This window comes from Nonomuraea diastatica (assembly GCF_004349015.1).
Taxonomy (GTDB): Bacteria; Actinomycetota; Actinomycetes; order Streptosporangiales; family Streptosporangiaceae; genus Nonomuraea; species Nonomuraea diastatica.
Genome location: NZ_SMKP01000266.1, coordinates 1 through 11,309 on the forward strand (window position 1 = coordinate 1; position 11,309 = coordinate 11,309).

Here is an 11,309-nt window from a genome sequence, read left to right on the forward strand (position 1 = left end):
TTCGTCCACTCCTCAGCCCACGGTTGCGCCGACCGTCAAGCCGCCGTCCGCGGGTCGTTCCGGCGGCCCCTCCGGGGTTCCGTCCGCCGGCGGCCCATTCGATGGGGGCTTCATCGGCTCGTCCATCGGCTTGTACGGCACGGCGGCGCGTGGGCCGTGGGTCGTGTCAGGGCGGGCGGCAATGCGGTGGGACGGTTCGGGCTGGCTGGCGTACCGGCTGCCGTCCAGGGCGGGAGCCGTCGGGGGAGAGGGCGCGGACGTGTGGACGGTGAGTGGCCCGCCCGTGCCGGGTGAACCGGCCGCCGCCCGCTGGAACGGCTCGGCCTGGCAGGCGGTCGGCGTGCCGGAGCTCGGCGTTGCGCGCGGGGCCGCCTCGCCCCGTGCCCGGCTCGCCGACGTGGCCGTGCTCGGCCCCGACGACGTGTGGGCGGTGGGCGGGGTGTCCTGGCTGGTGCGGGGGAAGTACGACGCGGAGGGGGAGCCGCTGGAGCGGTCACGCCCGGTGGCGCTGCACTGGGACGGCGGAGCGTGGCATTGCCGGTGGGGCCCGCTCGGCACCACGTTCACCCAGGCGGAACCGGACGGCGCCGGCGGCATGTGGGTGCTCGACGCGACGGGCGCCCGCCTGCTGCGTCATGCGGGCGGTCACTGGACGTCAGCCGAGATCGACGGCGTCGTCGCGGCGCTGGCGTGGCGTCCCGGCACCAGGGAGGTCTACGCCGCCGGCTCGGTCGCCGGGGAGGGCGACCTCACCGGAGCCGCGCTCTGGCGGCACGGTTAGGCCGTTCCACCCTGGGGATGCGGCCGGGCGCGGTCAGGCGTACTGGAGGTCCGCCTTGACGATGCGCTCGCCGCGCACCGTGAAGTCATAGTGCGCGCGCCACCCGCTGGATCCTGAGGGAGCCCAGTGGACCAGCAGCCGCTGCCCGTCCGCCCGGTTCTCGACCACGGAGACCACCCGCAGCGTGCCGCCGATCACCTCGTTGTCCGCCCATGCGCGGATGGCGTCGTGCCCGCGGATGCTCCGGCGGACGTCGACGATCTCGCCGTCCCGGGCGAAGGAGGTGACGAGCGCGTCCAGATCGCGGGCGTTCACCGCGTCCACGTACGCCTGCGCCGCCGCGGCCACGCCGGTCGCCGCGCCGGGGCTGGTTCCGGACGGCGATGCCGGCGCGAGATCAACGGTTATGCGATCCGCGGCGGCCCTGACGGCATCGTCAGAACCGGCGCCGCAGGCGCTCACGGCGAGCGCTCCGGCGAGGAGCAGGGCTGTCGTAACCGTGCCTGCAGCCGGGCGGCGAAGGCGCGGGACCGACACGATGCGGCGGCGGGCGGACGGGCGGTGTACGGGCTGGATCCTCATGGCGACGATGATGCGCTCGCCGAGCTCTCCGAGTCCAAGATCTGTCGTTATAACCGATGGCTATCGACACGGGAAGCGCGGTGACATAAGCGCGATCTTGTCCCGAGACATCCAGCAAAGCGGTGAGACGTTCCTCGCGTGGCGTTACACCACGTTACGACGACGACTACATAGAGTGATTAAGGCTTGTCACTTCGTGATAACAGGGGGAGAACGTGAGAAGTAAGCTCATAGCCACAGGTGGCGCTCTGGCCACCGCCGCCGCGCTCGTCGCCATAGCCGGTCCTGCCCACGCTGAAGAGGTCACCTGCGGCCTGAGCGTGTCCGACGCCACGCACACACTCCGCATCGACCGCTGGGGCGTCTACGCGTCCCGTCGCGACGCCGACGCCTGCACCGACCGCCGTGAGCGGAAAGCGTTCCGTTACGGCGACATGACGGCCCAGACCGCGGAGAACCAGGAAGCCGCGGAAGCTCACAAGGCCGAGGAAGCGGAGAAGGCCGAAGCCGTCGAGGACGTCCGCGAGTCGCAGGAGTCCCAGGAGGCCTGGGAGTCGCAGGAGGCTGAGACCTCCGAGGAGGCCTGGGAGTCGCAGGAGGCTGAGACCTCCGAGGAGGCCTGGGAGTCGGAGGAGGCTGAGACCTCCGAGGAGGCCTGGGAGTCGGAGGAGGCTGAGACCTCCGAGGAGGCCTGGGAGTCGCAGGACGCAGCTGAGTCCGAGGAGGCCTGGCAATCCGAAGAGGCGTGGCACTCCGAGGACGCCGGGCAGGCCCGTGAGGGTTGGCAGTCGGAAGAGGCCGCGGAGCCGGAGAAGGCCTGGGAGTCCGAGGACGCCGCTGAGTCGGAGGAGGCCTGGGGGTCCGAGGAGGCTGAGACCTCCGAGGAGGCCTGGGAGTCGGAGGAGGCTTGGGAGTCCGAGGACGCCCAGCAGGCTGAGGAGCACGACACCACCGACCTGGAGGCCGTGGAGGACGACAGGTACGCCAGCAGCTGGGGCCGCGGGCACGACGGTGACCGGCGCCACCACCATGGCTACCGCCCGTACCACCACTGGGGCTGGCCGCACTATGGCTACCGCGACTGGGGGCACCCCTACGGCTGGCCCAGCCCCTGGTACGGCCGGTACTAGGGAGACGGCCTGGCTGAGCCTGCGCTGAGAAGGGGTGGTCCGACCTGTTCGGGCCGATTCCGTGCCGTCCCGGGACACTGCCACGTGGCCCGGGACCCTCCCCCGATTCCCGGGCTCCCTACCTGTTGACGACCTTTGTGACACCGGCGCTCCGGCGCCGGCCCGGTCCCCCCTCGGGCACCCCGCCGGAAACGCGGGGACCGTGACCGCCTGAACCGCGGGAGACCACGCCGGGATCCGCCCGCCTACCGGTCGACGATCTCGTTCTTGCCGATGACCACGACCCCGCCCCGCGTCAGCGCAAATCGGGTGCGGTCGTAGTCCAGGTCGAAGCCGATCCGCGCGCCGTCGGGAATGACGACGTTCTTGTCGATGATCGCCTTGCGCACCACCGCGCCCCTGCCGATCTTGACGTTCTCCATCAGCACGGAGTCCTCCACCCGTGAATGCGAGTGGAGCACCACCTTGGGCGACAGGACCGACCGGATCGCCGTCCCGCCGGAGACGATCACGCCGGGCGACACCAGCGAGTCGATCGCCCGCCCCACCCGGTCACCGTCGTTGTGCACGAACTTGGCGGGCGGAAGCGGGTCGTGCCCGGTGAAGATCGGCCACTTGTCGTTGTAGAGGTTGAACACCGGGTGGGCCGAGATGAGGTCCATGTGGGCGTCGTAATAGGCGTCGAGCGTCCCCACGTCGCGCCAGTAGCCCCGGTCGCGCTCGCTGGAGCCGGGGACGATGTTGTGCGCGAAGTCGTACACGTCGGCCCCGCCCGACTTGACCAGCATGGGGATGATGTTTCCGCCCAGGTCGTGTTTGCTCGTGGGGTCGAGCGCGTCCTCGCGCAATGCGTCGATCATCGACTGCGTCTTGAACACGTAGTTGCCCATCGACGCGAACACCTCGTCGGGCGAGTCGGCCAGCCCCACCGCGTCTTTCGGCTTCTCCCTGAAGGCGACGATCCGGCGCCCCTCGGGGTCGGTCTCGATCACGCCGAACTGGTCGGCCAGCGACAGCGGCTGCCGGATCGCCGCCACGGTGACGTCGGCGCTGGAGTCTTCGTGCTGCTCGACCATCTGCTGCGGATCCATCCGGTAGATGTGGTCGGCCCCGAACACGATCACGTGCTCGGGCATCTCGTCGTAGATCAGGTTCAGGTTCTGGAAGAGCGCGTCCGCCGACCCGGAGAACCAGCGGGGGCCGAGCCGCTGCTGGGCCGGCACGGGGGTGACGTAGTTGCCCAGCATCGCCGTGAGCCGCCAGGTGCGCGACACGTGCCGGTCGAGGCTGTGGTTCTTGTACTGCGTGAGCACGACGATCTTCAGAAAGCCGCCGTTGGCCAGGTTGGACAGCACGAAGTCGATGAGCCGATACATCCCCCCGAACGGCACGGCCGGTTTGGCCCGATCCGCCGTGAGCGGCATGAGCCTCTTGCCCTCTCCACCTGCCAGCACGACCGCAAGCACCTTCCGGGACCTCATGTTCTGGACGCTACCCTCAAATGGCCGATCTATCGACGAAAGCCCGCACGGGGGCATTCGCGCGTGTCCGGGTTTGCGGATCAATGTGCCCGCCGGAGGAACCGGCCAAGGGGCAACACTCGCCCTGGGTGATGGTCCGCCGGTCATGGCCCGCCATAGGGTCGTGTCATGCGTGTTGATCTGCTCAGCCGTGAATATCCGCCGGAGGTTTACGGCGGAGCCGGGGTGCACATGGAATACCTGGCCAGGGAGCTGCGGAGACTGGCCGACGTGCGGGTGCGCTGCTTCGGTGCCGCGCGCGCCGAGGCCGGGGTCTCGGCCTACCGCGTGCCGGGCGGGCTCGCGGGCGCCAACCCCGCGCTCCAGGTGCTCGGCGTCGATCTGGAGATGGCCGCCGCCTGCGAGGGCGCGGACGTCGTTCACTCGCACACTTGGTACGCCAACTTCGCCGGGCATGTCGCCAAGATGCTGCACGGCATCCCCCATGTGGTCACCACGCACAGCCTCGAGCCGCTGCGGCCGTGGAAGGCCGAGCAACTCGGCGGCGGCTACACGATCTCGTCGTGGGCCGAGCGCACCGCCCTGGCCGCCGCCGATGCGGTGATCGCGGTGTCGGAGGGCATGCGACGCGACGTCCTGGCCGCCTACCCCGAGATCCCGCCCGGCAGGGTCGCCGTCGTGCACAACGGCATCGACACCGCGGAATACGCCCCCGACCCCCGCCTCGACGTGCTGAAGAAGCACGGCGTCGACCCGGGCAGGCCCTACGTCGTGTTCGTCGGCCGCATCACCCGCCAGAAGGGCCTGGTCCACCTCCTGCACGCGGCGCGCTCCTTCGACCGCGACGCCCAGCTCGTGCTCTGTGCGGGGGCGCCCGACACACCGGAGATCGCCGCCGAGGTGACCGCGCTGGTGCGCGGCCTCGACCGCGACGGCGTGTTCTGGATCCAGGAGATGCTGCCCAAGCCGGAGGTGATCCAGCTGCTGACGCACGCCACGGTGTTCGTGTGCCCGTCGGTCTACGAGCCGATGGGGATCGTCAACCTGGAGGCGATGGCCTGCGAGACGGCCGTGGTCGCGACGGCGACGGGTGGCATCCCCGAGGTGGTGGCCGACGGCGAGACGGGGCTGCTGGTGCCGATCTCCCAGAGCGGCGACGGCACGCCGCACGACCCCGAGCGGTTCGCCGCCGACCTGGCCAAACACGTCAACACCCTGCTCGGCGACCCGGCCCGCGCCCGGGCGATGGGCCGGGCCGGGCGCGCCCGCGCGGTCGACCACTTCTCCTGGTCACGCATCGCCCACCGCACGCGCGATCTCTACAGCTCCTTGCTCTCGTAAAGGTTGCTCCGTTTCGGCACCGTTTCGACTATCTTCGATATCGGACAGTTACGTTTGGGGCTCTTGTGCAGGAAGAGATCGACGCCGCCTTCAAGGAAGCGACGGCAGGCTTCGGCCAATCGGCGAGCCGAATGCGCGACGTGTACGAGCAGCTGAACGAGCTCAGTCACGCCGCCCGGTCCGCGGATGGGATGGTGACGGTGATCGTGGACTCGCGTGGGCAGGTGCGTTCTCTTGCCCTGGATCCCCGCGTCTACCGCAAGCTGTCGCCCTCCGAGCTCGCCGACGCGATCATGCACCAGGTCGGGGTCGCGATGCGTGAGGTGTCGGCCCGGACACGAGAGCTGGTGGAGCCCATGCTGCCGGAAGGGGTGCCGTACGATGACGTCTTCGGTACCGGGGCGGGCCTGAAGGGGTTCTTCCCGAGCCCTCAGGAGCCGTAGTCCATGGGTGGAGGCGGAGAGGGCTACGCCGCGGAATGGGAGAGGATCCGGCGGCGGCGGGGCGGGCAGGCCGCGGACGAGGCGGCCTTCGTCGAGGATGTTCGCGATGACGTGCGGGAGGCCTTCGCGACGGCGGGGCGGCCGATGGGGCACGACCAGTACGGCGCCGAGCTGGAGAAGCACTATCCCCAGCTGAAGGAGCAGATATTCGCCGCGTTCGACGCCTACATCGAAGAGCTCGACGGTTTGCACACGGGGTTGCGGGACACCGCGGCGAGCTACGAGGCCGCAGATGATGAGCGCGGGCAGGGCTGATCGCCGGTGTGGTTGGACGGGGTTCCCATCCCCGAACAGGTACGACCCTGGATCGGCTGGGTCGTCGGCATGGACTGGCCCGAGGCGGATGAAGTCGTGCTGTTTCGGCTGGCCGACGATCTGGCGCTGGCCTTCCACCGGATCAACGGCGGGGTGCGCGGGGATGGGAGCGCCGCGGGGGGAGCGGCCGGCGGAGCCGAGCGCGGTGACTGGGACGGTGCGGCGCTCAGGCGGTTCGTCGACCGGGTAGGGCGCGAGGCCCAGAGCCGTAAGGAAGAGCTGCTCAAACGCCTGGCGGGGCTGGCGCTGGCCTGTAACGACCTGGGTGTGCAGGTTCAGTACGTCAAGCGCATGATCAAAGCTTCGGTGCTGCTGCTCATCGTGCAGCTGTCCTGGCTGCTTTGGGCGATGGTGTCGCCGGCGTCGGGGGTGGCGTGGGCTGCCGCCGGCGCCCGGGCGCAGGCCGCCAGGATGACAGTGCGGCAGCTGCGCAACAGGTTGTTGTTCAACGTGGCGCTCTTCGGGACGCTGATGGGCGGCATCGACCTGTACGTCCAGGCGAGCCAGTCCCGGCGCGAGGAGATCGACTGGGATCAGGTGGGTTGGTCGGCGGTATCCGGAGCCCTCACCGGCGTCTCGCTGACGTTGAGCACGGGGTTGTTGCCGCCTCGGTCCGTTCTGGGGCTGATGGGGCATTCCGCCGTGGCGGGCGGTGGGGCCACGCTGGCCACCATGCTGCTGAGCGGCCAGCCGATCGACTGGGAGATGGTGGCGAAAGGCACCACGGCAGGGGCGCTGGGAGGGGCGGACGCGCACTGGGCAAGCTGGAATCCCGGGACCGCGCGGCATACGGATAGCGGTCCACCACCCGCGCATGATCCGGCGGCGGCTCCAGGAAGGTCGCCTCATCAACCCCCCGGCTCGGATGATCCCCGGCCTTCGCGCGCGGAGAGCACGCCGTACGACCCCGAGGGCGTCCGCGATGGGCAAGATCCGTACGGCAGCGGGGTCCGACGGGAGAGCGGTGGTCCGGCGCCCGAGACCGGCCTGGCGGGTGCCGTACGCGACGCCCCGCCGGCGGGGGGTCACGCGCCCGCACGTCCGTCTGACAGCCCAGGCGACAGGGCCGCGCCGCCGGAGCCGACTCCCGCCGCCCACCGGGCGGAGATGCCCGCCACCCCGGAGCGTCCGGCGCCGGGCGCCGCGCCGCACGTCGGCGGTGAGCGTTTGGCCGGGCCGGAAGGCTCGCACAGGCCCGATCCCGTGATCAGGCGAGAGGGCGGTGGCCAGGCCACCCGTTCACAGGACGCCTCCCCCGTCGCCCGCCCACCGGGGCAAGATCTCGCGCCCTCCAGCCCGGACGGCGCCGCCGGGCCGGGCACGCGTGCGGTTCCGGCCACTCACGCCGCCCGGGGGCCGGACCCCGGGCCTGCGTTGTCCGGGCTGGACCAGACGGGCGGCCCGGGCAGTGCGCGCAACCGTATCGACCTGCTCATCAATCACCGAGCCGAGCCGATCGCCGTCACCCCGAACCCTGGCGACCCAGGACACGGAGGCCTCGGCCGGCCGACGGTCTCCCCGATCCCGCCGCATCCAGGGTTCCGGCCGATGCCGCCCTTACTCATGGAGGCCGTCCAGCAACTGGGCGAGAACGACGGCGGCAATCTGGGTGGTGGGATCAACGCGCGCCGGGTACGCACGTTCGACTTCGAGGGCGCGGACTGGGTGCTGAAGGAGGTGCGGATCAGGAGGGAGGCCGATGCCGAGGTGCTCGGGTCGATCCTCGGAGAACGCCTTGGAGCAAACGTCCCGCCCGTCTACCGGGTCGACGCGACCACGGTCGTGATGCCGTTCGTGGGCACGGGCGCCGCACTGCTGGGGATGGGGGTGCTGCCCACGAACCTGTCCGCCAAGCTCCTCGGGTTCCTTCACGTCCTCGGCGTCGACGCGGACGCCAATCTCCGCAACATCATCCGCGACGAGAACGGCGATGTGTGGGGCATCGACATGTCGGGGGCCTTCTACCAACTCCCCGAGCAGTACAGAGGCAAGGTGGCCGAGATGACGAACTCTCCCTTCGCCGACTACTGGGTGTCGCGAAAGTGGGACGGAATGATCCTGAAGGACTACGCATACATCAAAAACGAGTTGAGCCCGACGGACGTGGAGCGGTTGGCCGCCCGGATCTGGTCGGGGCGGCCGTATTTCGAAGGTCTTGGGCGTACGGACTGGTTCGATGGCACCTGGCACCGGTTCTTGAAGATCGCCGAGAACGCTTCAGGGTCACGATCGATTTTCGAACAGGAGTGAGCGTGCTGCAGGTGAGAGAGGTTCGCACCGACAGGATCTTGGGCACCATCGAGCTGACCGCCGAGGGTGACGTCGAGGCCAGCTCCGAGGAACTGCGGGGCATGTTCGAGCAGACGATGATCTCCCGAGGGCTGACCGTCTCGGAGACATATGACTGGTACACGGGCTGGAGCAACGGCTACGTGGAGTTCGTCCCGGTGAGATAGCAGATTTCGCGGGGTCAGGCGATGCGTTCGAGGACGACGAGCGGGATCTCGCGGTCGGTCTGGCGCTGGTAGTTGTCGTAGTCCGGCCAGGTGGCCGTCATCAGCCGCCAGAGCTCCGGCTTCTCCTCCGCGGTCGCCGTGCGGGCGCGGGCCTTGAACCGCTGGTCCTTCACCTGCACGTCGACGTCCGGGTTGGCGAGAAGGTTCTTGTACCACTCCGGATGGTCGGGGTCGCCGCCCTTGGAGGCCACGATCACGTGGTCGTCGCCGTGTCGCTGGTAGATGAGCGGCGTCGTGTACGGCCGGCCTGATCTGCGGCCCTTGGTGGTGAGGAGGAGCACCGTGGTGTTGTTCCAGTCGTGTCCTTCGGCGCCGTCGGTTTCCTGATAACGCTGGACATGTTCCTTGCCGTAGAGCATGCACCCTGTCTACCCGCGACCGGCGTGACCTCACCGTTACGTGCCTGGGTCTGTACGAGAAGTTGGCGACCCTGGCCCACTGCATGGGTGTAAGCGCTTACAGAGAACGCACGATCGAGCTGACCGTCGACGGGCTCGACGGCCCGCACACCGTCACCCACCACCGCATCGACCACGACCACTCCAACGTCGAGGCGGTCTGGCGGTCGATGGGCGGCGGCGCGTGGCCTGCGGATGAGCAGTGGGACAGGCTCCGCGCGGCCAACACGCTCGACGAGGCGGCCCCTCCGCGCACCGTCGAGGGCGGGACCGTCACGTTGACGTCCGACCTGCCGATGCCCGGCGTCTCCCTGATCGAGCTGACACCGTGATCAGCACGTCTGTACGCGGACGCACGCTGGTGAGAGCCTTTGGCCATGACCGATCCGGCCGAGGCACTGGCCGCCCGCATCGAACGCTTCGAGCAGGCCGCCGATCCCGAGCTGATCTGGGATCCCGTGGCGCTGGCCGAGGCAGAGGAGGCGATGCGCGCGTGCGCCGGCGACCGCTCCGACGCCGTTGCATGGCGCCTGATCGGCATGCTGCACCTCGCCCGCTACCGGCTCGACCAGCGGATCACGCAGGACGCCGCGGTGGCGGGCGCGTTCTTCGCCGCCGTGGCGCTGCTCGACCCAGGGCGGCTGCCCGAGCGGTTGCGGGGCTCCAGCATGCCTTCCGGCGACTCGGCCGACGGCTGGGCCGGTCTGGTCGAGGAGATCTTCCGGCTTGTGGACCCTGGCGCGTACCCGCACGTGGGGCTGCTGATCCAGGCCCTGGTCCGGCACGCGATGGCGCGTCCGGGGGCGGAGGAGGTCGCCGAGCGGATGGGCGAGCTGCTGCTGCAGGAGTCCGTACGTCCGCCCGACCCCGTACGTTCGCCCGACCCGGCACACGCATCCGACGCGGCACGCGCGCCCGACCCCACCCGCTCGCCCGGTCCGGCGCGAACCGGTGATCCCGCCGGTTCGCCTGACCCTGTGCGGTCGCCCGGCCCCGGCAGAACGGACGAACCAGTCGGATCATCCGAATCCGTCGGATCGTCCGAGCCCGTCGGGTCGCCCGAACGCGGCCGCTCCGCCGAATCCGCCGGGCCGGGCAACCGCATGCGTGCGACCGGCCCCGCGTGGGCGCCCGGCGCGCTGGCCGCGCTGGGTGGCGGCCTGGTGCGGCTGCACGAGGAGACGGGCGCGCCTGAGGCCGCCGACGACGCCGTGCACCTGCTGTTCCGGGCGGCCCTTGCCGACCCCGTCGCTCACACGGGTGAGTTGGCGGACGCGCTCACCTGCGCCGCGCCCGGCGACGAGGAACTGGTCAGGGCGTACCTGAGGGCGGCGCAGAGCCCTCCGGGCAGCCAGGAGAGATCGCAGGCGCTGCGCACGCTCGTCGACCTCACCCGTGAGCGGGCCGACCGGTCGCTGGCGGACGGTGCCCTGCTGGCGTTCATCAGGGTGGGGCAGTGCGCGCTGGACTTCTGGCACGAGCCGTGGGCCACGTCCGGGGTGGTGGCTCCCTACGCGGCCGGGCTGGTCGAGTGGTTCGTGGTCACGGGGGACGAGCGGTCGCTCGAAGCCGGCATGGAGATGCTGGAGGCGATCCGCGTGACGCCAGGGGAGACGGTCCGGGGACTCGGCGCCGACCCCGTCGCGCGGCTCATTCTGCTGGGCGAGCGTTGTCGGAGGCGCTACGCCGCCACCGGTGACCTCGCCGACCTGGACGCCGCCGTCGACGCCGCACGCGAGGGGGCCGTGCTCGCGCCCACCGGCCACCCCGAGCGTGCCCGCCTGCTCGCCGCCCTGGCGAACGCGCTCCTCACACGAGCCGTCGCCACCGGCGGTGATCCGGCCGAGCCGGTCGCGGCCGCCCACGCGGCGCTCGCCGCCCAGGACCGGCACGACGCGGCCAGGGCCGAGGTGCTGCTGCTGCTCGGCCGGGCGCTCAAGCTGCGTCTCAGCGCAGAGAGCGCCGACGAGGCCGTCGCCGCGCTGCGCGAGGCCCTGGCAGCCGGTGACCGGCCGGCGCTGCGGGCGGAGGCGTACGGGCTGATCTCCGAGGTGCTGCGGTGGCGCGCCACGCGGGCGGGACGGCCGGAGGACCTGGACGACGCCGTGGACTGCGCCCGCCAGGCGGCCGAACTCGCCCTCAAGATCGCCCGCGACCCCGCCCCCGCCCAGCAGGCGCTGGCGCAGGCCCTGCTGGCCCGCTTCTCCGCGCGCGGCGACACCGACGACCTGAGCGAAGCCCTGATCCTGGCCACACCGATCC

Annotated in this window: 11 protein-coding genes and 1 pseudogene; 9 read left to right on the forward strand and 3 right to left on the reverse strand. The window is 70.7% G+C overall.

Annotation, left to right across the window (positions count from 1 at the left end; all coding sequences use genetic code 11):
* A partial coding sequence (locus E1294_RS48255; RefSeq protein ID WP_425465280.1) for a hypothetical protein occupies positions 1–781 on the forward strand: 781 nt, incomplete at its 5' end.
* Between the two features lie 33 nt (positions 782–814).
* Here the strand turns inward: E1294_RS48255 and E1294_RS48260 are convergent.
* Entirely contained in the window at positions 815–1,363 is a 549-nt protein-coding gene (locus E1294_RS48260; protein WP_132518887.1) for a nuclear transport factor 2 family protein, read from the reverse strand.
* A gap of 215 nt (positions 1,364–1,578) precedes the next feature.
* On the opposite strand from E1294_RS48260, the gene E1294_RS48265 reads away from it, so the two are divergent.
* Positions 1,579–2,493: a hypothetical protein gene (locus E1294_RS48265; RefSeq protein ID WP_132518889.1), complete on the forward strand. Its 915-nt coding sequence runs from the start codon at positions 1,579–1,581 to the stop codon at positions 2,491–2,493.
* Positions 2,494–2,738: 245 nt separating this feature from the next.
* Here E1294_RS48265 and glgC read toward each other — a convergent pair whose 3' ends face one another.
* Entirely contained in the window at positions 2,739–3,974 is a 1,236-nt protein-coding gene (glgC, locus tag E1294_RS48270) for a glucose-1-phosphate adenylyltransferase (RefSeq protein ID WP_132518891.1), read from the reverse strand.
* A 168-nt stretch (positions 3,975–4,142) separates the two neighbouring features.
* Between glgC and glgA the strand changes: the two genes are divergently transcribed.
* The 5 genes from glgA (at position 4,143) to E1294_RS48295 (ending at position 8,589) form a co-directional block, all read left to right on the forward strand.
* Positions 4,143–5,315: a glycogen synthase gene (gene glgA / locus E1294_RS48275; RefSeq protein ID WP_132518893.1), complete on the forward strand. Its 1,173-nt coding sequence runs from the start codon at positions 4,143–4,145 to the stop codon at positions 5,313–5,315.
* 65 nt (positions 5,316–5,380) lie between these two features.
* Positions 5,381–5,758 carry a YbaB/EbfC family nucleoid-associated protein gene (locus E1294_RS48280; protein ID WP_246083806.1) on the forward strand — a complete coding sequence of 126 codons (378 nt, stop codon included), beginning with the start codon at positions 5,381–5,383 and terminating at the stop codon, positions 5,756–5,758.
* A gap of 3 nt (positions 5,759–5,761) precedes the next feature.
* Positions 5,762–6,073 (forward strand): hypothetical protein, encoded by a 312-nt coding sequence (locus E1294_RS48285; protein WP_132518895.1) that lies wholly within the window; start codon positions 5,762–5,764, stop codon positions 6,071–6,073.
* A 12-nt stretch (positions 6,074–6,085) separates the two neighbouring features.
* Positions 6,086–8,383, forward strand: coding sequence for a WXG100-like domain-containing protein (locus E1294_RS48290; protein ID WP_132518897.1), 2,298 nt, complete (start codon positions 6,086–6,088; stop codon positions 8,381–8,383).
* A 2-nt stretch (positions 8,384–8,385) separates the two neighbouring features.
* A complete protein-coding gene (locus E1294_RS48295) occupies positions 8,386–8,589 on the forward strand; it encodes a hypothetical protein (RefSeq protein WP_132518899.1) in 204 nt (67 codons plus the stop codon).
* 14 nt (positions 8,590–8,603) lie between these two features.
* Here E1294_RS48295 and E1294_RS48300 read toward each other — a convergent pair whose 3' ends face one another.
* Positions 8,604–9,008 (reverse strand): nitroreductase family deazaflavin-dependent oxidoreductase, encoded by a 405-nt coding sequence (locus tag E1294_RS48300; RefSeq protein WP_132518901.1) that lies wholly within the window; start codon positions 9,006–9,008, stop codon positions 8,604–8,606.
* An 83-nt stretch (positions 9,009–9,091) separates the two neighbouring features.
* Between E1294_RS48300 and E1294_RS48305 the strand changes: the two genes are divergently transcribed.
* Positions 9,092–9,379 carry a GH39 family glycosyl hydrolase gene (locus E1294_RS48305; RefSeq protein WP_132518903.1) on the forward strand — a complete coding sequence of 96 codons (288 nt, stop codon included), beginning with the start codon at positions 9,092–9,094 and terminating at the stop codon, positions 9,377–9,379.
* A gap of 45 nt (positions 9,380–9,424) precedes the next feature.
* Positions 9,425–11,309: pseudogene (locus E1294_RS48310) on the forward strand (hypothetical protein); the annotation flags it as partial.